The 21,749-nt window shown below is 72.5% G+C and carries 17 protein-coding genes; 10 read left to right on the top strand and 7 right to left on the bottom strand.

What is annotated here, in order from left to right:
• Nucleotides 1-213: 213 nt before the first annotated feature.
• Entirely contained in the window at nt 214-1,461 is a 1,248-nt protein-coding gene (locus ACFYL4_RS15595; protein WP_387518904.1) for an amidohydrolase family protein, read from the bottom strand.
• Between the two features lie 157 nt (nt 1,462-1,618).
• Here ACFYL4_RS15595 and ACFYL4_RS15590 point away from each other — a divergent pair, with 157 nt between their 5' ends.
• Together ACFYL4_RS15590 and ACFYL4_RS15585 are read left to right on the top strand one after the other, a co-directional pair.
• Nucleotides 1,619-2,452, top strand: a complete 834-nt coding sequence (locus ACFYL4_RS15590; RefSeq protein ID WP_357759152.1) for a MurR/RpiR family transcriptional regulator — start codon at nt 1,619-1,621, stop codon at nt 2,450-2,452.
• Between the two features lie 111 nt (nt 2,453-2,563).
• Nucleotides 2,564-3,973, top strand: coding sequence for a sodium:solute symporter (locus ACFYL4_RS15585; RefSeq protein WP_387518903.1), 1,410 nt, complete (start codon nt 2,564-2,566; stop codon nt 3,971-3,973).
• 196 nt (nt 3,974-4,169) lie between these two features.
• Here the strand turns inward: ACFYL4_RS15585 and ACFYL4_RS15580 are convergent, their stop codons facing one another.
• Nucleotides 4,170-5,228, bottom strand: coding sequence for a hypothetical protein (locus ACFYL4_RS15580; protein WP_387518902.1), 1,059 nt, complete (start codon nt 5,226-5,228; stop codon nt 4,170-4,172).
• A 408-nt stretch (nt 5,229-5,636) separates the two neighbouring features.
• On the opposite strand from ACFYL4_RS15580, the gene ACFYL4_RS15575 reads away from it, so the two are divergent.
• From ACFYL4_RS15575 to ACFYL4_RS15550, 6 genes are all read left to right on the top strand, one after another.
• Entirely contained in the window at nt 5,637-7,019 is a 1,383-nt protein-coding gene (locus tag ACFYL4_RS15575) for a nitrate/nitrite transporter (protein WP_357759159.1), read from the top strand.
• Nucleotides 7,016-9,148: a molybdopterin oxidoreductase family protein gene (locus ACFYL4_RS15570; RefSeq protein ID WP_387518899.1), complete on the top strand. Its 2,133-nt coding sequence runs from the start codon at nt 7,016-7,018 to the stop codon at nt 9,146-9,148. Before ACFYL4_RS15575 ends, ACFYL4_RS15570 begins: the two co-directional genes overlap by 4 nt.
• Nucleotides 9,145-10,587, top strand: a complete 1,443-nt coding sequence (locus tag ACFYL4_RS15565) for an FAD-dependent oxidoreductase (protein WP_387518897.1) — start codon at nt 9,145-9,147, stop codon at nt 10,585-10,587. Before ACFYL4_RS15570 ends, ACFYL4_RS15565 begins: the two co-directional genes overlap by 4 nt.
• 142 nt (nt 10,588-10,729) lie before the next feature.
• A complete protein-coding gene (gene nirB, locus ACFYL4_RS15560; protein WP_387518895.1) occupies nt 10,730-13,240 on the top strand; it encodes a nitrite reductase large subunit NirB in 2,511 nt (836 codons plus the stop codon).
• Nucleotides 13,237-13,599 (top strand): nitrite reductase small subunit NirD, encoded by a 363-nt coding sequence (gene nirD, locus ACFYL4_RS15555; RefSeq protein WP_357759170.1) that lies wholly within the window; start codon nt 13,237-13,239, stop codon nt 13,597-13,599. The genes nirB and nirD overlap by 4 nt, the downstream gene beginning before the upstream one ends.
• Nucleotides 13,596-14,753 carry a uroporphyrinogen-III synthase gene (locus tag ACFYL4_RS15550; protein ID WP_357759173.1) on the top strand — a complete coding sequence of 386 codons (1,158 nt, stop codon included), beginning with the start codon at nt 13,596-13,598 and terminating at the stop codon, nt 14,751-14,753. The genes nirD and ACFYL4_RS15550 overlap by 4 nt, the downstream gene beginning before the upstream one ends.
• Before the next feature lie 239 nt (nt 14,754-14,992).
• Here the strand turns inward: ACFYL4_RS15550 and ACFYL4_RS15545 are convergent, their stop codons facing one another.
• The 3 genes from ACFYL4_RS15545 to ACFYL4_RS15535 form a co-directional block, all read right to left on the bottom strand.
• The gene (locus tag ACFYL4_RS15545) at nt 14,993-15,253 is read right to left on the bottom strand and encodes a hypothetical protein (protein ID WP_357759176.1); all 261 of its coding nucleotides are present in this window, start codon (nt 15,251-15,253) and stop codon (nt 14,993-14,995) included.
• The gene (locus ACFYL4_RS15540; RefSeq protein ID WP_357759178.1) at nt 15,250-16,596 is read right to left on the bottom strand and encodes a TRAP transporter large permease subunit; all 1,347 of its coding nucleotides are present in this window, start codon (nt 16,594-16,596) and stop codon (nt 15,250-15,252) included. Before ACFYL4_RS15540 ends, ACFYL4_RS15545 begins: the two co-directional genes overlap by 4 nt.
• An 88-nt stretch (nt 16,597-16,684) precedes the next feature.
• Nucleotides 16,685-18,037 carry an NAD(P)-binding domain-containing protein gene (locus tag ACFYL4_RS15535; RefSeq protein ID WP_357759180.1) on the bottom strand — a complete coding sequence of 451 codons (1,353 nt, stop codon included), beginning with the start codon at nt 18,035-18,037 and terminating at the stop codon, nt 16,685-16,687.
• Nucleotides 18,038-18,253: 216 nt separating this feature from the next.
• On the opposite strand from ACFYL4_RS15535, the gene ACFYL4_RS15530 reads away from it, so the two are divergent.
• Nucleotides 18,254-19,006, top strand: coding sequence for an IclR family transcriptional regulator (locus tag ACFYL4_RS15530; RefSeq protein ID WP_357759183.1), 753 nt, complete (start codon nt 18,254-18,256; stop codon nt 19,004-19,006).
• Between the two features lie 114 nt (nt 19,007-19,120).
• On the opposite strand, the gene ACFYL4_RS15525 is transcribed toward ACFYL4_RS15530, so the two are convergent.
• Nucleotides 19,121-19,432, bottom strand: a complete 312-nt coding sequence (locus tag ACFYL4_RS15525) for a hypothetical protein (protein WP_387518891.1) — start codon at nt 19,430-19,432, stop codon at nt 19,121-19,123.
• A 144-nt stretch (nt 19,433-19,576) separates the two neighbouring features.
• Here ACFYL4_RS15525 and ACFYL4_RS15520 point away from each other — a divergent pair, with 144 nt between their 5' ends.
• Nucleotides 19,577-20,806, top strand: coding sequence for an FAD-dependent oxidoreductase (locus ACFYL4_RS15520; RefSeq protein WP_357759187.1), 1,230 nt, complete (start codon nt 19,577-19,579; stop codon nt 20,804-20,806).
• Nucleotides 20,807-21,043: 237 nt separating this feature from the next.
• Here ACFYL4_RS15520 and ACFYL4_RS15515 read toward each other — a convergent pair whose 3' ends face one another.
• Nucleotides 21,044-21,625, bottom strand: coding sequence for a glycosyltransferase family 9 protein (locus tag ACFYL4_RS15515; protein WP_387519038.1), 582 nt, complete (start codon nt 21,623-21,625; stop codon nt 21,044-21,046).
• Nucleotides 21,626-21,749 lie beyond the last annotated feature (124 nt).

Genomic DNA, 21,749 nt, shown 5'->3' with positions numbered 1-21,749 from the left:
CCCGGTTGTCCCCGCCGGCCCCCGCCGTTGGGGTACGGGGGTACGGGGGCCGGGGGGCCCGGTTCGGCCGGGCGGCCCCCCGCCCCGGGGGGTGCCCCCCCCCCCCCCCGGGGGCCGCGGGCCCGGGGGCCCTCGGCCGGGTGGTTCGGCAACCGTCGCTGACGGGGGCCGTCCGGCCGATCCGGTCCGACCGGCCCCCGTTCCCCGCTTCCGCTACGCGCGGGAGCGGCGGATCACACCGTCGCGCAGGACCGCGCGCACACCGCGCTCCGGTTCGGCCAGCAGGGTGAGGTCGGAAAGCGGGTCGCCGTCCACGACGATCAGGTCGGCCCGCGCCCCCGTGCGCAACGTGCCGATCTCGCCCTCCAGTCCGAGGAGCGCGGCCGCCTCACTGGTGGCCGAGCGCACCACGTCGGCCGCGGGCTGGACCTCGCCGCGAAGGGCGAACTCGGCGCTCTGGTGCGCCTGCATCCCGCCGAGCAGGTCCGTGCCGAACACCAGGCGCACGCCGCCCTCGTGCGCCATCCGCAGGGCCTCCAGCCCCTTGTGCAGCACCGTGTCCACCTTGGCCTGGCTCTCGGCGGGAAGCCCGTTGCGCGCGCCCTGGCGCGACAGTTCGCGGTAGGTGACCAGGGTCGGTACCAGGAAGGCCCCGTGCTCCACGAACAGCTCCACACTGCTCTGGTCGATGAGGTTGCCGTGCTCGATGCAGCGCACACCCAGGCGCAGGCCCCGGTTGACCGCCCGCGCGGTGTAGGCGTGCCCGGTGACGTACCGGTTGGCGGCCTCGGCCTCCTCGACGACCGCCCGCAGTTCGTCCTCGGAGGACTGGGTGGAGTCGATCCGGTCGGTGGGGGAGGCCACTCCGCCCGAGAGCATCACCTTGACGTGGTGGGCGCCGGTGCGGAGCTGTTCACGCGCGGCCTTGCGGAACTCGACGGGGCCGTCGCAGACCAGCCCCGCGCCGGGGCAGCACCCGTGCTGGTCGGTGCCGTGTCGCCCGCGCGGCCGGAAGTCGCCGTGCCCTCCGGTCTGGGAGAGCGCCTTGCCGCCGAACACGAGGCGGGGGCCGTCCACGAGCCCGTCGTCCACGGCCTCGGCCAGACCCCAGTCGGCGCCGCCCACGTCGCGCACCGTGGTGAAGCCGCGCCCCAGCATGTCGGACAGGGACCGGGCGGCGAAGGCCGCGACGTAGGAGGGGGAGTGGTCACCGACCGCGCCGAGGTCCGCGCTGAGCGCGGTGACGTGGACGTGGGCGTCGACGAGGCCGGGCATGAGGGTGGCCCCGCCGAGGTCGACCGTCTCCGCGCGGTCGGTGACGGAGACCGGCACCTCGCCCGTGCCGCGCGCCGCGATGACGCCGTCCTCGACGAGCAGCCAGGACCCGGGGGTCCGGGTGCCGGTCTCGGGGTCGAGCAGGGCCGTGTTCGTGTAGGCGGTGGGCCGGGGGCCGTCGGTCACGGGGAACCTCCAGGGTCGGGTGCGCGGTCCGTCGCGGGTCGATTCGCGGCGACGAGATGCAATATACGTTGCACCGGGCCTCGGTTGTCGAGCGGGGGTGGTATCGCTGGATGGGCGCGACCCGGGTGGTCCGGACCGCTCGAACGGAGGAGGACTGATGGCGGACTGGATCGAGGAGACGCTCGCGCGGGGGCGCCTGGGCAGGGCCAGCGAGAGGGTCCTGCACGTCCTGCGGGACGAGCCCCGGTTCGCCTCCTACGCGACCGCCGCCGAGGTGGCGTCCAGGGCGGAGGTCAACGTCGCCACCGTGGTCCGCGCGGCCCAGCAGCTCGGCTTCACCGGGTGGCCCGCCCTGCGCGTCGAGCTGCGTTCGCGCTACCTGGCCTCGCTCAGCGCGGGAGAGGTGCTGGCCGAGCACGCGGGCTCCGACACCGACCCGGTGCGCGCGGCGGTGCGCTCGGACCGGGAGAACCTGCGACTCCTGGAGCGGACGCTCGAACCCGACCGGGTGCGGGCCGTGGCCGCCGCCATCCACGGGGCACGGAACACCCTGGTCCTGGGCTCGGGCACCTTCGCGGCTCCGGGCGTGCAGCTCTCCCACGCCGCCGGGATCATGGGCTACGACGTGCGCCTCCACGACTCCGGAGGCACCGCCCTGGCCAACGCCCTGGCACGGATGGGAGAGGGCGACCTGCTCGTGGTCTGCGACCTGTGGATGCTCCCGGTCGGGCTGCGTCGCGCGGTGGAGATCGCCGCCGAGGAGTCGGTGGCGATCGCCCTCATCACCGACCGGCGGGACTCGCCCCTGGGGGCGCTGGCCGACCACGTCGTGGCCGTACCCAGTGAGGGGGTGGGCATGTTCCCGTCCCTGACGGCGGCGATGACGGTCGTGCACGCGGTGCTCGCGGAACTGGCCAGGATCGGGGGCGACGCGGCGCTGGAGTCGGTCCGGCGGGCCGAGGAGTTCTGGCGGCGAGCCGACCTCTTCTAGGGTGATCTGGGTCACACCAATTGCAACAAGCATTGCATTCGGGGCATCGTTGCTGGTTACATCGGGCTTCACCCGCCGTTCACCCCATCGTGTCCCCTCCTGAGGCAGCCCATGCAAACGACCCACCTGGTCCTCATCACCGCCTACCTGCTGGTGATGGTCGGGATCGGCCTGTACTACTCCCGGTCCTCCAAGGTCCGCACCGGTGAGGACTTCCTCTTCGCCGGGCGGAGCCTGTCCACACCCGTCATGATCGCCACGCTCATCGTGACCTGGGTCGGATCGGGCACGATCATCGGTGGCGCGAACTTCGCCTACAACTACGGCCCCATGGCCGGCATGATCTTCTTCGCCGGCACGCCACTGGGCATCCTCGTCCTGCTGCTGGCCGCCCGCCGCATCCGCAGGGCCGCCCGCCACACCGTGCCCGAACTGCTCGAAGCCCGCTTCGGCAGTGGGGTGCGCACCGTCGCGGCGGTGGTCACCACCATCGCCTACGTCGGTCTGGTCGCCTCGCAGTTCGTCGGCGGCGGATACGTCCTCTCCCTGATCACGCCGCTCACCACGACCCAGGGCGCGCTGATCGTCGCCGCCGTCGTGACGATCCTGACCGTCACCGGCGGTCTGTTCTCCGTCGCCTACACCGACTTCGTCTCGGCCATCCTCGTCTTCGGCGCGCTGATCGTGGCGGTGCCGCTGATCCTGGTCGCGGTCGGCGGACTGCCCGTCTACTGGGAGGGACTGCCCGAGGCGGCCCGCACTCCCAGCGGCGGCCTCAGCCCGCTCCAGCTGCTCGGCTACTTCCTCCCGCTGTTCCTGCTCCTGCTGGCCGACCAGAACCTCTACCAGCGGCTGGCCGCCGCCAAGGACGAACGCTCCGCCCGCAACTCCACGCTGGGCATGCTCATCGCGAGCTTCTTCGTGTTCGTCCCCGTGATCATGCTGGCCACCTCGGCGGCCGTGCTCATGCCCGGGATCAACGGCGACGAGTCGGTCCTGCGCCTGGCCACCGACGGCCACCTGCCCACGCTCATCGGCGGGCTGCTGCTGGCCGGTGCCGTCGCGTTCGTCGTCACCACCGGTTCGTCGTTCATGCTCTCCGGTGCCTCCAACATCGCCTTCGACCTGTTCGCCAGGTTCAGCGGGGGCAAGGTGGGCGAGCGTGGCACCCTGATCGTGCAGCGCCTGTCCGTGGTCGCCATCGCCCTGGTCGCGGTCGCCCTGGGCCTGTACTTCCCGACCGTCCTCGACCTCCAGATGTACTCGTACACGATCTACGGCGCGGCGATCACCCCCGCCGTGCTGGCGGTCCTGTTCTGGAAGCGCGCCACCACGGCGGGCGCCGTGGCCGCCCTGATCACCGGTACCGCCGTCACCATCGGCTGGGAGGTGGCCGGTGCCCCGGGCGGCTTCAACGGGGTGATCGTGGCACTGCCCGCCGCCGTGCTCGCCCTGGTCGCCGCGAGCCTTCTCACCAAGGCCCCCGACCGCCGGACCCTGGAGGCCGCGGGCGTGGACTGAGGCCGTCGCACCGTGCGCGCCGCCGGGGACACCGGCGGCGCGCACGCGTGTCCGGGCGTCCTCCCACGAGGGGCTGACCTCAGTCACCCCCGGGCGTGGGACGAGGGACCGGCGGTCCGGGCGGGCGGTCGTGGACGGACACGTCCCGGTTCCAAGAGGTCGTCGCCGCTGCCCGGTACCCGGGATGTCGCGGGCGTCACTGCCAGGCGACGATGGTCGACCCCAGGTGCTCGGCGGGCACGTCGGAGATCCGCTCGGGCTCTGTAGAGCCGTCGAAGGGCACGCGGTACCAGCTCGCCTCACCGGATTCGGTCTCCGAGAGGAAGACGATCTCGGTGCCGTCCGGGGAGGGCTGCGGCGAGGTGTTGGTGCGCTCGCTCGGAGGCACCAGGGTCCGGGAGCCGAGGTCGTCGCCCACCGCTCCGTCCGCGGTGAGGTCCTCGGCGGTGAACTCCACCACGGTCAGCTCGTCGTTCTCGACCAGGAGGCTGGGGCCCTCGAACATGTGGGCGACCTCGCCGATCACGTTCGCCAGCTTGCCGGTGGTGTGGGAGAACGTGGGAAACCCGTCCGACCCCCCGTACTCGGAATCGGGGTCGAACAGGAAGACGGATGAATCGTAGGCACCGTAGGACGCGGCAGCGAGGCCGCTTTCAGGGTCGACCACTATCCGGCGTGTGGCGAGTCCGAAGAAGGGACCCCCAGCTCCGGGCGGGAGCGTGATCTTGTGGCAGTGGGTCTCGCACTCACCGATCCGCGTGATCTCGCCTGAACCGAGGTCGAGACCGTGGACTGTCCCGTCGACTGCGTCGCCCTTCCGCTCGACGAAGACGATCCGATTCTCCTCATGATCGAGGTGGGGGCTGGTGTAGTCGCTCAGAAGCGTGAAGTCCCCGGTGTCCTGGCTCGGACTCAGGGCGGTGAGGGTACCGGACTCGTCGACCACACCGAAACCGTTGACCTCCGTGCCGTCGACCTCTTCGACGAAGGAGACGAAGAGGAACTCGCGGTCGTTGAGGAAGGGATCTCTGCTGCCACAGTCGACACCGCGTACCGACCCCTCCTGCGGCCGTACCTCGCGACCGAAGGGGAAGTCCTCGGACTCCCCGCCGGTTACGGAGTCGGTGTCGAAGGTTCGGGCGGCGAGCTCGCTGCCGTCCTCGTCGGAGAAGAGGGTGAGGGTCACCTCCGCCGATCCGCAGTCGGCGGTCAAGATCCCCGGAGCAGTCAGGTCAGGGGGATGCCGCTCGTCCACGGCACCCTCGCTCGGCGGGTCGCTCAGGGGTATTCCTTCACTTGGACCGCAGGCCGTGGCAGCCAACGCCAGGGTCGCGAGGGGTATCAGCAGGCGCGGTACGGAGGAAGAGAGAATGGCACACACAGCTCGTGTCTAGCACCGGCAGTGCCCATGACCGTCCGAGGTGACCGGATGCGGTCACGGGCGCCACGGCCAGCGGGGGTGACTCTGTTCACAGTCGGGTGTCCGTCGCGGCCAAGCTGGCGTACCACCATCCCCCCACCAGCGGTGACGGGGGTTCTCACCATGACCGTGCCCGCTCGGTGAGCGGACTGTCTCCGTGCGTGTCATCAAAGGACACCCCCAGGCAACGAGGCCTCCCTATCGTCGGTTCGTCGACAGCCGCCGAGCAGGAAGGCACCAGCCGTGACCGGAACAGGCCAACGCGCGCCGCGCACAGGCAGGAGCTGGATCTCCCGCTGGGACCCCGAGGACGAGGCGTTCTGGGACGCCGGGGGGCGCCGGGTGGCCCGCCGCAACCTCTGGGCCTCCATCGCCTCCGAACACATCGGCTTCTCGGTGTGGAGCATCTGGTCGGTGCTCGTACTGTTCATGACCCCCGAGCACGGCTTCACCACCACCCCCGAGCAGAAGTTCCTGCTGCTGTCGGTGGTCACCCTGGTCGGCGCCGTCCTTCGCGTGCCCTACACCCTGGCCGTGCCCGTCTTCGGCGGGCGCAACTGGACCGTCGTCGCCACCCTGGCGCTGATCGTCCCGACCGTGGCCGCCTTCTTCCTGGTCCGCGACCCCGACACCCCCTTCTGGCTGCTGCTGGTCCTGGCCGCCACCGCGGGCCTGGGCGGCGGCAACTTCTCCTCCTCCATGGCCAACATCAACTCCTACTTCCCCGAACGGGAGAAGGGGTGGGCCCTGGGCCTCAACGCGGGCGGAGGCAACATCGGAGTCGCCACGGTCCAGCTGGTCGGGCTGGCCGTCATCGCCCTGTTCACCACCTCCGCCGGATACCTGGTCCCGCTCTTCTACGCGCCGCTGATCCTGCTCTCCGCCTGGTGGGCGTACCGGTCCATGAACAACCTCGTGCACGTGCGCGCCGACGCGGCCGCGCAGCTGTCAGCCACCCGCGACCACCACTTCTGGATCATGTCCCTGCTGTACGTGGGCACTTTCGGCTCCTTCATCGGCACCGGGTTCGCCTTCGGTCTCCTGCTCCAGGCCCAGTTCGGCCTGGAGCCCGTGCAGGCCGCGGGGATCGCCGTCCTGGGCCCGGTCCTGGGCTCGCTCATCCGGCCGGTCGGCGGCCGACTGGCCGACTCCCTGGGCGGTGCCCGCGTCACCCTGTGGGTCTTCGCCGCCATGGCCGCCTGCTCCGCCGTGCTCGTCCTGGCCGTCCAGGCCAGTCAACTGACCCTGTTCATCGGCGCGTTCGCGGTGATGTTCGTCCTCACCGGCCTGGGCAACGGCTCCACCTACAAGATGATCCCCTCCATCTACGCGGCCCGGGCCGAGGACGCCATCGCCGCCGGTGAACCCCGGGAGCAGGCCCTGGCCCGCACCAAGCGCGTGGCCTCCTCCATGCTCGGCCTGATCGGCGCGGTCGGCGCACTGGGCGGCGTGGGCATCAACGTCGGCTTCCGCGAGTCCTTCGCGGCGACCGGTTCCACAGCGCCCGCCTTCGTCGCCTTCGGCGCGTTCTACCTGCTCTGCGCCATGGTTACCTGGGCGGTGTACCTGCGTCGTCCCGCGAGCCCCGCCTCCGCCGACCAGCTCGTCCCGGTCACGGCCCGATGACCACGACCCACTGCCCGTACTGCGCGCTCCAGTGCGCCATGAGCCTGGAGCCCGGACCGGACGGGCGTCTGGCCGCCCGCCCCGCTCCCTTCCCGACCAACCGGGGCGGCCTGTGCCGTAAGGGGTGGACCGCCGCCGAGGTCCTCACCGTGCCCGACCGGCTCACCCGCCCCCTGCTGCGCGAGAGGCGCGGCGGCGAGTTGGTCGAGACCGACTGGGACACCGCCCTGGACCACGTCGCGGAGCGTCTGCTGGCCCTGCGCGCCGCGTCAGGGCCCGACTCCGTCGCGGTCTTCGGCGGTGGCGGCCTGACCAACGAGAAGTCCTACACCCTGGGCAAGTTCGCGCGCCTGGCCCTGGCCAGCTCACAGATCGACTACAACGGCCGGTTCTGCATGTCCTCGGCGGCCGCCGCCGGTACGCGCGCCTTCGGCCTGGACCGGGGCATGCCCTTCCCCCTGACCGACGTGGCCGAGGCGGAGACGGTCCTGCTCGCCGGGGCCAACCCCGCCGAGACCATGCCACCGATGATGGGACACCTCCGCGCGCCCACCCTCATCGTCATCGACCCGCGCCGGTCGGCCACCGCACGGGTCGCCCTCGACCAGGGCGGCCTCCACCTGGCTCCCCGGCCCGGCACCGACCTCGCCCTGGCACTGGGCCTGCTGCACGCGGCACGTGTGCGGGGCTGGTGCGACGAGCCGTTCCTCGCCGAGCGCACCACCGGGTTCGACGCCGCCTGGGAGCACGCCGCGGCCTGGTGGCCCGAACGGACCGAACGGGTCACCGGTGTGCCCGCCGCGAGCGTCCGCGCCGCCGCCGACCTACTGGGCCGGGCCGCCGGAAACCGGTCGGCCTATGTCCTCACCGGCCGCGGCACAGAACAGCACGCCAAGGGCACCGACACGGTGTCGGCCTGGATCAACCTGGCGCTGGCCCTGGGCCTGCCCGGCCGCCACGGTTCGGGCTACGGGTGTATCACCGGTCAGGGGAACGGCCAGGGAGGCCGTGAACACGGGCAGAAGGCCGACCAGCTGCCCGGGTACCGCCGTATCGACGACCCGGACGCGCGCGAACACGTGGCCGGGGTGTGGGGAGTGGACCCCCGCTCCCTGCCCGGTCCGGGCCGCTCGGCCTTCGAACTCCTCGACGCCCTGGGCGGCCCCGACGGGCCGCGCGCCCTCCTGCTGTTCGGCTCCAACCCCCTGGTGTCGGCTCCCCACACCGCGCGCGTCCGCGACCGCCTGGACTCCCTCGACCTGCTGGTGGCGGCCGACTTCGTGCTCTCGGAGACCGCCGCCACGGCCGACGTGGTCCTGCCCGTGGCCCAGTGGGCGGAGGAGGGCGGGACCATGACCAATCTGGAGGGCCGCGTGCTCCGCCGCGCCCCCGCGACCGCCCCGCCCGAGGGGGTGTGGACCGACCTGGAGGTCCTCTCCGCCCTGGCCGTGCGGTTGGGACAACCCGTCGGACGCTTCCCCACCGACCCCGACGCCGTCCTGGCCGAACTCGGCCGCGCCTCCGCCGGAGGCCCGGCCGACTACTCCGGGGTCACCCCTCGGCGCCTGGCCGACGGCCAGGCGCTGTACTGGCCGGTCCGGGCCCCCACCGGGTCCACACCCCGCCTGTTCCTGGAGGCCTTCGCCCACCCCGACGGGCGCGCCCGCCTCGCACCGGTCGCCCACCGCGACCCCGCCGAGACCACCGATGACGAGTACCCCCTGGTGGCCACCACCGGCAGGCTGATGGGCCACTACCAGTCCGGAGCCCAGACGCGCCGCGTGGCCGAACTCGACGACGCCGAGCCCGAGGCGTACGTGGAGGTACACCCCGCCACGGCCGCGCGCTCGGGCCTGGCCGCCGGTGACTGGGCCCGCGTCACCTCCCGCCGGGGACACACCCGCGCCCGGGTGCGCCTGGAACCCACCGCCCGTCTGGACACGGTGTTCCTGCCCTTCCACTTCGCCGGTGAGCAGGCCGCCAACAACCTCACCCACCCGGCGCTGGACCCCGTCAGCCGGATGCCCGAGTTCAAGGTGAGCGTCGTACGCCTGGAACCCGAACCGCCCGGCCCGGGGCGAGGAGCCCCGGACCCGGCGGACACACCCACGCCAGGAGGCCCCAGGTGAACACCGCGCAGAGGACGTCGCCGCGCCGAGTCGTGGTCGTCGGGAACGGTATGGTCGGCGCCCGCTTCGCGGAGGAGGCGGCCCGGCTGGACCCGGCGGGGAACCGCGTCCGCGTCAGCGTGGTCGGCGCGGAACGGCACCCCGCCTACAACCGCGTTCTGCTCTCGGGTGTGCTCGCCGGGGACTACGGACCCGACCAGATCCGGCTGCCCGCCCCCGGTGGTCCGGGGGTCACCGTCCGCACCGGTGTGTCCGCCACCGCCCTGGACACGCGGCGGAGGGCCCTCTGCCTGGACGACGGGACCCGCCTGCCCTACGACGAACTCGTCCTGGCCACCGGGGCGCGCGCCGCGCTCCCGCCGGTCCCCGGCGTGCGCGCCCCCGAGGGCGGTCCGGGAGAGGGGGTGTGCACGCTGCGCGACCTGGAGGACTGCCAGCGCATCGTCGCCCTGGCCCGGCCCGGCGCCCCCGTGGTGGTGCTGGGCGGCGGGGTCCTGGGCCTGGAGGCCGCGCGCGGCCTGGTGGCCCGGGGGACGCGGGTGTCCGTCGTGGAGTCCGCGCCCTGGATCATGTGCCGACAGGTCGACCAGGGCGCCGCGCGGGTCCTGGCCGCCGGGTACACCGCCCTGGGGGTGGCGGTGCACGCGGGCCGGGCCGCCGCGCGCTGGGTTCCCGGTACCGGTCTGGAACTGGACGACGGCACCGTCCTGCCCGGCGACGCCCTGGTGGTCGCGGCCGGGGTACGCGCCAACACCGAACTCGCCGCTCGGGCCGGGATCGTGGTCGATCACGGTGTGGTCGTGGACGACCGCCTGGCCACCTCCGACCCCCGGGTCCACGCCATCGGTGACTGCGCCGAGCACCCCGGCGGCGGTGCCGGGCTCGTCCAGCCGGGCTGGGAACAGGCCGCCGTGCTGGCCCGGCGCCTGACCGGTGCCGCGCCGCAGGCCGCCTACACCGGGGCCCGACCGCTGACCCGGCTCAAGGCCGAGGGCATCGAACTGACCGCGTTCGGGCGGGTCCACGAGGAGGACGACGCCCCGGGGCTGGAGACCGTCACCATCAGCGACCCCCACGGCGGCCGGTACGCCAAGCTCTCGGTGCGCCGTGAACGGGTGGTGGGCGCCGTGCTGCTGGGCTTCCCCGAGGCCGCCGCCACCCTGTCCCAGCTCTACGACACCGGCGCCCCGGTGCCCTCCGACCGCCTCGCCCTCCTCCAGCGGCCGCCCACCGCCGTCGCCGCGACCCGGGAGGAGGCGCAGGCACCGGTGTGCCGCTGCAACGCGGTCAGCCGTTCCGACATCGAGAAGGCGTGGCTGGACGGGGCCCGTACCCGCGAGGCCGTCGCCGAACTCACCCGTGCCACGACCGGCTGCGGAGGGTGCGTGCGCGACGTGGGGGCGTTGCTGGAGCGCCTGCGGGGCACACCGGTCGGCTGACCCCGGACCGCGCATCACACGCCGCCCGCCCCAGGAGTCGGCACAACGAAACAACCGTGACACAGGCGGCTGACCACGGGGAAACACCCGGAAGGTTGCCTGGGGAGAGTCCGCCCCCGTACCAGGAGGAGCCGCGCACACCATGGAAGAACTCGTCGTCATCGGCAACGGCATGGTCGGCCACCGGCTCGTCGAGGCCCTCCGGGACCGCGACACCGACCGGCGCTGGCACGTCACCGTGGTGGGGGAGGAACCCCGCGCGGCCTACGACCGCGTCGCCCTGTCCTCCTACTTCGACGGGGCCAGCGCCGACGACCTGTCCCTGGGAGACCTGTCCGGCCCCGCCGTCGACGTGCACGTCGACGAACGCGCCACCGCCGTCGACCGTGACCGTCGCACCGTGACCACCGCCAGCGGACGGGTGCTGCCCTACGACCGCCTGGTCCTGGCCACCGGCTCCACCCCGTTCGTGCCGCCCGTTCCCGGCCGCGACCTGCCCGGCTGCCACGTGTACCGCACCATCGAGGACCTGGAGGCCATCACCGCCTCCGCCCGGGGCGCCAGCACCGGTGTGGTCGTCGGCGGCGGCCTGCTGGGCCTGGAGGCCGCCAACGCCCTGCGTCTGCTGGGCCTGGAGGCGCACGTGGTCGAACTCGCCCCGCACCTGATGCCCGCACAACTCGACCGGGGCGCGGCGTCCCTGCTGCGCACCCTGGTGAGCGACCTGGGCGTCCACGTGCACACCGGCACCGCCTCGACCGGTGTCGAACCCTCGCCCGGGGGTCGGGCCGCCCGCCTGACCCTCGACGGCGGCACCCACCTCGACACCGACCTGGTCGTGTTCTCCGTGGGCATCCGCCCCCGCGACGACCTCGCCCGCGCCGCCGGACTCCGGGTGGCCGAACGCGGCGGGATCGTCGTCGACGACACCTGCACCACCAGCGACCCCCGCGTCCACGCGGTCGGCGAGGCCGCCCACCACCGGGGCACCGTCTACGGCCTCATCGCCCCCGGCAACGCCATGGCCGAGGTCGTCGCGGACCGCCTCCTGGGCGGTACGGCCACCTTCACCGGTGCCGACACCTCCACGCGGCTCAAACTCCTCGGGGTGGAGGTGGCCAGCTTCGGTGACGCCCACGGACGCGCCCCCGGGGCCCTGGACGTGGTCGTCAACGACGCCGCGGGCGGCCGCTACGCCAAGCTCGTGGTCTCGGACGACGCCACCACGCTGCTCGGCGGAGTCCTGGTCGGGGACGCCTCGGCCTACGCCACCCTGCGCCCCCTGGTCGGATCGCCGCTGCCCGGTGACCCGCTCGCCCTGATCACGCCCGAGGGCACCACCGGCGCCGGTACGGACGCCCTGCCCGACACGGCGCAGATCTGTTCTTGCAACGCCGTCACGAAGGGCGACCTCACCGACGCCATCGCCGACGGGCACCACGACGTCCCCGCCCTCAAGGCCTGTACCAGGGCGGGCACCAGCTGCGGCTCCTGCGTTCCCGTGCTCAAACAGATCCTCGGCCAGTCCGGGATCGAGCAGTCCAGGGCCCTGTGCGAGCACTTCCCCCAGTCCCGCGCGGACCTCGTCGAGATCGTCCGCGCGACCGGTACCGCCACCTTCTCCGGCCTGATCGCCGCCCACGGCACCGGGCACGGATGCGACGTCTGCAAGCCCGCCGTCGCCTCCATCCTGGCCTCGCTGGGCCACGGCCACATCCTGGAGGGCGAACAGGCCACCCTCCAGGACACCAACGACCGCTACCTGGCCAACATCCAGCGCAACGGCACCTACTCGGTCGTGCCGCGCGTCCCCGGCGGTGAGATCACCCCCGCCAAACTGATCGTCATCGGCGAGGTGGCACGCGACTTCGACCTCTACACCAAGATCACCGGCGGCCAGCGGATCGACCTGTTCGGCGCCCGGCTGGAGCAGCTGCCCGCGATCTGGGCGCGCCTGGTGGAGGCCGGGTTCGAGTCCGGACACGCCTACGGCAAGGCCCTGCGCACGGTCAAGTCGTGTGTGGGCACCACGTGGTGCCGCTACGGGGTCCAGGACGCGGTGGGGCTGGCCATCCGCCTGGAGGAGCGCTATCGGGGCCTACGGTCACCCCACAAGCTCAAGTCCGCGGTCTCCGGATGCGCCCGCGAGTGCGCCGAGGCCCGGGGCAAGGACTTCGGGGTGATCGCCACCGACCAGGGCTGGAACCTGTACGTGGGCGGCAACGGCGGGTTCACGCCCCGCCACGCCGAGCTCCTGGCCGGTGACCTGGACGAGCCCACCCTCATCCGCTACATCGACCGGTTCCTGATGTTCTACGTGCGCACCGCCGACCGCCTCCAGCGCACCGCGCCGTGGATCGAGTCCCTCGAAGGCGGCCTGGACCACCTGCGCGACGTCGTCGTCCACGACTCCCTGGGCGTCGCCGCCGAGCTGGAGGAGGCCATGGACCGCCACGTGGCCTCCTACGCCGACGAGTGGGCCGCCGTCCTGGCCGACCCGGACAAGCTCTCCCGGTTCGTGTCCTTCGCCAACGCCCCCCACACACCCGACCCCACGATCAGCTTCACCACCGCCCGCGACCAGCGGGTGCCCGACACCGCGTCCGTGAACCTGGGCATGCCCGCCCGACGACCGCAGGAGGCCACCCGATGACCGTCACCACGCAGGCACCCGCCACCACCTGGACCGACGTCTGCCCCGCACACCTGCTGCGCGTCGAGGACGGTGTGGCCGTGCTGCTCCCCAACGGCGCGCAGGTCGCCCTGTTCCGCACCCGCGACCACCACCTGTACGCGGTGGACAACATCGACCCCCGCACCGGTGCCGCCGTCATCTCCCGGGGCATCGTCGGTGACCGGGGCGGGGAACCCACCATCACCTCGCCCATGCTCAAGGAGGTCTACTCCCTGCGCACCGGTACCGGACTCGACGACGACACCCGCCTGACCACCTGGCCCGTGCGCCAGAGGGGCGGCACGGTGCAGATCGCCGTCGAGGGGGGAACACCGTGAACACCGCCCCCGCCACCACTCCTCCGGGGAACGAACCCGCGACCGTCGCGCCGCTGGCCGGGTTCACCGTGGCCGTGACGGCGGCGCGCAGGGCGGAGGAGATGAGCGCCCTGCTGCGCCGCAAGGGCGCCGACGTCGTGGCCGCGCCCGCCCTGCGCATCGTGCCGCTCAGCGACGACCAGCGTCTGGCGTCGGTCTCCGACGAACTCGCGCGCCGTCCCGCCGACGTCGTCGTGGCCACCACCGGGATCGGCTTCCGTGGGTGGGTCGAGGCGTGTGAGACGTGGGGGACCGCCGAAGGGCTCCTGGACGGGATGCGCGCCTCCCGCCTGCTGGCCCGGGGACCCAAGGCTCGTGGAGCGATACGCGCGGCCGGGCTCACCGAGGAGTGGTCACCGCCCTCGGAGTCCTCCGCCGAGGTCCTGGACTACCTGCTCGACCAGGGCGTCCAGGGCCTGCGCGTGGCCGTCCAACTGCACGGCGAGCCCCTGCCGGACTTCACCGCCGCGCTCCGCCTGGCCGGAGCCGAGGTGGTCGAGGTGCCCGTCTACCGGTGGACCCCGCCCGAGGACACCGCCGCCCTGGACCGGCTCATCGAGGCCGTCACCAGCGGGGGAGTGGACGCGGTGACCTTCACCAGCGCGCCCGCCGCCGCCGGACTGCTCGCCCGCGCCCGCGCCACCGGCCAGGGGGACGGCCTCGTCCGCGCGCTGCGCGGCGAGGTGCTGGCCATGTGCGTGGGTCCGGTGACCGCGCGCCCGCTCATGGCCCACGACATCCCCACCGTCTGGCCCGCCCGGGCCCGGATCGGCTCCCAGGTCCGCAGGCTCGCGGAGGAGCTGCCAGCCCGCTTCCCCACGCTGGACGTGGCCGGACACCGCCTGCGCCCGCGCGGCCACGCCGTCCTGGTCGACGGCGTCGTCCACCCGCTCTCTCCCACCCTGATGCGGCTGGTGCGGGCCCTGGCCCACCGCCCCGGGCAGGTCCTGGACCGGTCCCGACTGCTCACGTGCCTGGGCGAGGACGCCGACGCCCACGCCGTCGAGACCGCCGTGGCCCGGCTGCGCACCGCCCTCGGCGACCCCCGGATCATCCAGACCGTGGTCAAGCGCGGCTACCGGCTGGCCCTGGACACCCCCGACTGCGCCGGCTGACCCGGCACCAGAAAGGAAGAAGCGGCTACGCCCGCAGCCACGCGATGAAGACCGGCAACCTGATCCTGGCCGTCCACGGCACCCGCGACCCGCACGGCACCCTGGCATCACCGAACCGGACACCGCGCTCACGGACTGAGGGGAGTTCCGGAAGCGGGTCGGTGGAGCACGCGGCGCCTGAGCGGGACCTCGCGTCGGCGGGATGGGGCACGATGCGCCCCACCCCGCCGTTCCGGACCTCAGTCCTCCTCGGGGGCGGTCTCCTGCGGCGTGAGGTAGTTGCCGATGAAGCCGAGGACTCCGAAGGCCGCCGCCGCGCCCACGCTCGGCACGAACAGCAGGTCGGAGGCACCGGTCACCCACTCCGGACGTTGGATGAGGACTCCGGCGATCTGCCCCAGGACCAAGAGCGCTCCGAGCGCCAGGCAGCAGACGAGACCGATCTTGAACAGCGCGCGAACCACGCCGAAGGTTCGGGACTTGAGAGCGAGCACGGTCATACCCCCGGGATCGGAAGGACGTTCCAACCGATCAGACAGCCGATCAGGAAGATCGGGATCATGTAGTAGACGATGAGTGGCAGGAAGGTGCTCTCCGGCCGTGCCCCGGTCAGACCCGCGGCGACGAAGATCGAGCCGGAGGCGGGAGGCGAGGCCCCCTCGGTGGAAGCGAACACCAGGATCGCGATGATCGCGAGGAGCGGGTCGACCCCCACGCCGACCAGTGCGAGCAAGGAGATCTGACCGACCGCCGTCAGGGTGGCCGTGGACGAGAGCGGACCGGCGACCAGGGTGACCACCAGGCCGACGACCACCACCATCACCGTGGAACCGACGGGCAGGGACTCCAGGATGACGTTGACGTCCTCCGCGAGACCCAGGCGCCCCAGGATCTCGCTCGCGGCGATCGCAAAGAACAGCAGGGCTCCGATGGTCGCGAACTTCGGCAGGGCGCCGTCCAGCAGACGGGACCAGTCGCGCACCGTCCGTGGGAGACGGTCCCGTCCGGCGATCAGGGAGAAACCGATGATGAGGACGGGTATCCAGGTGAGCAGTGAGATGTCGCCGACCGCGTCGCCCAGGGGAGTGGACTCGGTCAGGTACGTAGCCAGGGGGCCCACGGTGAAGGCGATGGGGATGAGCGCTCCGAGGAAGATCGTCAGCGCGCCGGCACCCTGACGCAGCGACGTACGCATCGGCACCAGGTCGTGCTCGTCCACCTTGGAGACACCGTCGCGGCGGACGAAGTACGTGACCAGACCGATGCGCAACAGGATCTGGTACAGCCCGGCGATCAGGAGACCCAGGTACACCTGGCCTGTGGTGACCATCCCCCCGGCGAACCCGATCATGATGACCATCGAGGCACTGGGCGGCAGGGCGGCGCCCATCCCGCCGTTGCCCGCGAGCACGGTGGCGGCCCGAGTGGGGGACCACCCGGTGCGCACCATCCAGGGGCCGGTGAAGGACCCGCTGGAGGCGGTGTTCGCGGAGTTGGACCCGGAAAGGGCTCCGAAGACGGCGGAACCGGCCGTGTCGATGAACGCGGGACCGCCTCGGACGCGCCCGAACGCGGAGTTGAGGATGGCAAGGATTTTCTGGATCAGCCCCGTGGCGTCGATGAGGTAGGCCATGAACACGAAGGCCAGGGCCGCGAAGAGCACGTCGTGGGTGAGGGCGTCGGTCAGCCCTCCCAGGAGGTACTCCGGGGCACGCGTCCCGGCGAACAGGGCGGTGACCACGAGGCCGAGGAGCATGGCTTCACCCATGTTCCGCCTGAACACGACGTTCCACACGATGATCACGGCGATGAACGCCGCGAGGGCTAGTAGTGCGATCGGCATGGGTCGACTTTCGGTGGAGGGGAGTACTGGTGCCCGTGGACGGGCGGTGTGTCGCCCCGGGGGAGCGACCTGGTGGGGTAGGGGTGCGTCACGCGCGTTCCCTCCGGATGGCCTCGCGGCGCTCGGCCTCGTCGGAGAGGACGAGCCGGGCGCCGACCAGGGTCCGCTCGGCCTCCAGACGCGGTACGACGAACACCCCGTCTCCGTCGGCCACCACGATGTCCCCTGGAGCACAGACCGCGCCGCCCACCGCGATGGTGCGACCGACGTGGCCGGGCCCGTCCTTGTAGGGGCCCGCGGGGGAGATCGCGGCGGACCAGACGGGGAAGCCGAGCTCGCGCAGTTCGTCGGCGTCACGGACCGCGCCGTCGATCACCATTCCGCGCACTCCCTTATTGATGGCGCGTTCGGCGATGAGCTCACCCAACAGCGCGCGGGAGTCGTCGCCCCCTCCGTCCACGACCAGGACGTCACCGGGGCGCGCGACGGTCAGTGCCTGGTGCAGGGCTCGGTTGTCACCGGGCCGTGTCTGCACCGTCAGGGCGCGTCCCGACAGACGGGCCCCGGCCCAGACCGGCCTGATCCTGGAGGACAGGAAGCCGAGCCGGTCCCGCGCGTCCCCGATGGCGGCGGTGGGGATCGTCGCGTAGGCGTCGATCAGCCGCTCGTCGGGGTGTTCGCTCACACGTGCCAGATGCCGGTGACGGTCGGCCGCGCCGTTGCTGACGGGGGCTTCCACGTGGAGTTCGTCCAGCAGGGCGATGCTGGCGTCCAGCTCCTGGGAGCGCCGTACGGCGTGCAGCCGCGTGCCATGGTCCAGCCGTTCCAGCGCGGCGTCGCCGTCCGTGAGGGCGGCGGCCACCTGCTCACGCATCCACTCCTGCTCGCCCGCCGCGCTTCCGGCGTCCATGGCCTCGGTGATCAGCGCACCCAGCCCCTTCATGAACACGCTGCGCAGCAGCTTGCGCCCCGACGCGGCACCCACGTTCTCGCCGATCGGCTCGGCATTCGCGCCCACGGTTCTGAGCATCTGGGCGGCCTCCTCGGCCGCGGGCCCCGCGAGGAGGATCTCGACCTTCGGCCCGAACTTGACGACCGAACCGATGAGGGCCCCGTCGACCACGCGGGCCGCACCATCGACAGTACGTGCCACATCCGTCTTGACCTGCGGAGAGGCCGCGTTGAGATCGATGTAGACGGCGTCGGGTCGCAACGCGGACGCGGCCTCGCGGGCGACGGAGACCGCGTGCGCGGCCGTCGCGAGGCTCAGGACCACGTCCGCTCCGGCCACGGCCTCCGCCGTCGACGGGGCCCGATCGACGCCCTCGGGGGTCCGCACCGTGCTCGCGGGATCGAAGCCGACGGCCTGCCAACCAGCGGCGGCGTAGGCCTCCGCGAAGATCGCGCCCGCCTCGCCCAGTCCCAGAACGGCTACCTTCATCATTGCACCAGGTATCATTGAGTGATAGTTTCTCTTGTTGATTGATAGCGAGTGTGACCTGTGGCTCTCTTGGCTGTCAACCTCCCGGAAACCTCTCCGCTACCTTGGACGGAGCGGCAGCGAGCTGGATCGCCGTGTCCTGCGGGCCTCGAGGTCGCTGCCCGGGGGCCAGGAAGTTCTCCAAAGGAACACGAGCGAAGAAGTGGCGAGGCGAGCATGGGCGCCGGAGGCGGAAACCAGGGACGCACGCTCGACCGTGCGCTGGACGTGCTCGAATGCCTGGAACGCGCGCGCGGTCCGTTGCGGCTGAGTGACATCGCGCGGGAGGCCGACCTGCACCTGGCCACCACGCAACGGACGGTGAACCAGCTGGTGCGGCGCGGCTACGTCCAACAGGGGCGCCTGGGGTACGCGCTCGGTCCGGTGGTGCTGGGGCTGGCGCACGGCTTCGTGATCAACGACCGGGTGAGCACGATCGCGACGCCGGTGCTCACCGAGCTCTCCGCGACCACCCGGCTGACCTCCTCCGTGTTCGTCCGCTCGGGGGACGAGCGCATCCTCATCGCCCGTGTCAGCGGAGCCGATCCGCTCCGCTACCAGTTCCCGATCGGGCGCCGAGTGCCGCTCGACGTCGGTGGCGGGAAGGTGTTGCTGGCGGCCTGGCCGGACGCGGAGATCGAGGAGTACGTCCGCCGCTTCCCGGAGGTCTCACTGGCCTCGGGGCGGGTCCAGGGTGAGCGGGCCCTGATGGAAGATGTCCGGCGCGTGCGCGAGGACGGTTACTACCTCGCGGAGTCCGAGCGGGAACTCGGTGCGCTGAGCCTGAGCGTGCCGGTGTACGACGCCGAGAAGGAACTCGTCGGGGCGATCAACCTGGTGACGACGACCGACGTCACCAGTGCGGAGAAGCTGATCACCTGGTTGCCCGAGCTGTCACGGGGGGCGGGGGCCATCGGCGCTCGCGTCTGACCGGTTCGGGACCTCCCGAGGCCTGGCTGGCGGCGCTGACTCGCGGGTGGTCCCGCGACCGCTCTCGGGGCGGCTTTGCCGGGTGTTCGCCGCGTAGAAGCGCCTTCGATCTCTTCAGGGGACGGTGTCCCGGGTGCCGGAGTCCAGGAACCGGGGGACGTGTTCGGAACGGACCCGGCGCACGAGGGAGACCTCCCTGCGGAACCGGGCGCGGAACTCCGGATCGGCGGCCAGCGAGGAGTGGACCCGTTTGACGGCGACGGTGCGCCCGGCACCGTCCACCGCCGCGTGCACCACCCCCATACCCCCCGAGCCCAGGCGCCCGAGCAGGCGGAAGGGGCCCACGTGCCGGGGGTCGTCGGCGAGCGGCGGCCGCACACCCGGGGGGAAGGGTACGGGGGAGGAGCGGGGGGAGGATGACGACATGGACCTGATCCGGTGGGGGAGTCGTGAGGTGCAAGGGGAGGTCTCCCCACTCACGAGGCTCTCTTCGGCCGCTGACCGTATCCGGCCACTGCCCGTTCCCGCGCGACGGACGACCCCGTGCGTGCCACGACGAAGGAGAAGCCGATGAGCCCATCGACGACCTGCGCCATCGTGGGCGGTGGACCCGCCGGGATGGTGCTGGGGCTGCTGCTCGCCCGCGCCGGTGTGCGGGTGACCGTGCTGGAGAAGCATGCCGACTTCCTGCGCGACTTCCGAGGCGACACCGTGCACCCCTCCACCCTCCGACTCCTGGGGGAGCTGGGCCTCTACGAGCGGTTCGCCGAGTTGCCCCAGAGCAGGGTCGACCACGTCGCCTGGCCGGTGGGGGCGGGGCGGACGGTGACCCTCGCCGACTTCCGGAGGCTGAGGACGCCCTACCCCTTCGTCGCCATGGTCCCCCAGTGGGACCTGCTCAACCTGCTGGCCGAGGCGGGCGGCGAGGAGCCCTCCTTCACCCTGCGGATGAGGACCGAGGCCACCGGCCTGCTGCGCGGGCCCGGCGGGATCGAGGGGGTGCGCTACCGGTCCCCGGAAGGGGAGGGCGAGCTGCGCGCGGACCTGACCGTGGCCTGTGACGGCCGGTGGTCCCTGGTGCGGCGCGAGGCGGGCCTGGTGCCCAGGAACTTCCCCGTCGGCATCGACGCCTGGTGGTTCCGCCTCCCGGCGGCACCCGGACTGGTGACGAGTCTGACGCCGAGCGCCGGCAGGGGCGGCTTCGCCGTCGTCATCCCCCGCGAGGGCTACCTCCAGGCCGCCTACCTGGGGCCCAAGGGCACCGACGCCGAACTGCGCGAACGCGGGGTGGAGGCGTTCCGCCGGGACCTGGAGGGCGTCATGCCCGACCTGACCGACCAGATCCGCCAGCTGGGCTCCATGGACGAGGTCAAGCACCTGGACGTGCGGGTCAACCGCTTGCGCCGGTGGCACCGGCCCGGTCTGCTGTGCGTCGGGGACGCGGCCCACGCCATGTCCCCGGTGGGCGGGGTGGGGATCAACCTGGCCGTGCAGGACGCCGTGGCGGCGGCCGCCGTGCTGGCCCGGCCCCTGCGCGAGCGCACCCTCAAGGGGCGCGACCTGGCCCGGGTGCGTCGTCGGCGGCTCCTGCCGACGGTGGTCGTCCAGGCGCTACAGCGGGCCATGCACCGCACGTTGGCAGAGCCGATCGTCCGGGGGGAGAGGCAGGGGCCGCCGAGGGCGGTGCTGGGCCTGCTGCGGGCCGCCCCGTGGCTGACCGGTGTGCCCGCGTACGTCATCGGCGTGGGCGTGCGTTCGGAGCACGCGCCGGACTTCGCCCGCCGCCCGCCCCGAACGTAGGGCCGGGGGTCGGGCGCGAAAAGGGTGCCCCAGGGGGAACCCGGTACGGCCCGCCCGAGGCGGGCCCGTCCCTCGCTGGTGTCCGGGCCCGCCGACGGCTCGGCGCCCGGCGGGTTCCCGAGCGGGCCGAGTCCGAGGGGTGACCCCTGGCGGCCCGCACCCTTCCTGGCGGGTGCGGTGACGGATCGAGGACGAGTCGCTACCGAGCCCGTGTTCGGGACTCCCCGGGGTGAACCCTCACGCACCCGCCTGTGACCAGGTGCGGCCACGGCGGAGGGCACGCTCGCAGGCCTCGCGTACCTCCGTGGGGCCCAGAGCGTCCAGGCCCGGATCGAGTCGGTCCCCATGGGGGTCGCCCGATTCGCCCTTCCACAGACACTCGTGCAGGTCGAGGTCGATCAACGGACCCCACAGTGCGGGCGACACCGGTCCGAACAACCGGACCGACGGTGTGCCGTAGACGGTCGCGAGATGGGCCACACCGGTGTCGCCACTCACCAACAGCCTGGCCTCGGCCACCAGCCGCGCCAGACAGGCGAGGTCGGTCCGACCTGCCACGACCGCCTCCGGGTCCAGACCCGCCTCTGCGGCCACCCGGAGTCCGAGGGGGCGTTCACCGGCCGAGCCGGTGATCACCACACGGAGCCCCTGTGTCCGCAGCCACCGAGCCACCGACGCGAACCGTTCCGAGGGCCACCGTCTGGAAGCGGACTTCGCACCGGGGTGCAGGATCGCCGCGCCCGGGTCCGCAGTCCTTCCCGGGGCCGTGTCTGTACGTCCCCCGCGTACCCCACGCCCAGCAGGCCGCGGCCAGCACATGTCTGTCGGATTCGCGCTCACGCCGTTCCACTCCAGGAGACCGCACCAGAGGCGGGCGTCGTGCACGGGCCCGGGCCAGGGCGCCTCCGTGTACCGGGAGGGTTGGGCAGGGCACGCGTGCCCG

The sequence above is a fragment of the Nocardiopsis sp. NPDC006938 genome, from assembly GCF_042869555.1.
Taxonomy (GTDB): domain Bacteria; phylum Actinomycetota; class Actinomycetes; order Streptosporangiales; family Streptosporangiaceae; genus Nocardiopsis.
The sequence above is the reverse complement of the archived record's forward strand: the minus strand, read 5'-3'. Positions and strand labels throughout refer to the sequence as shown.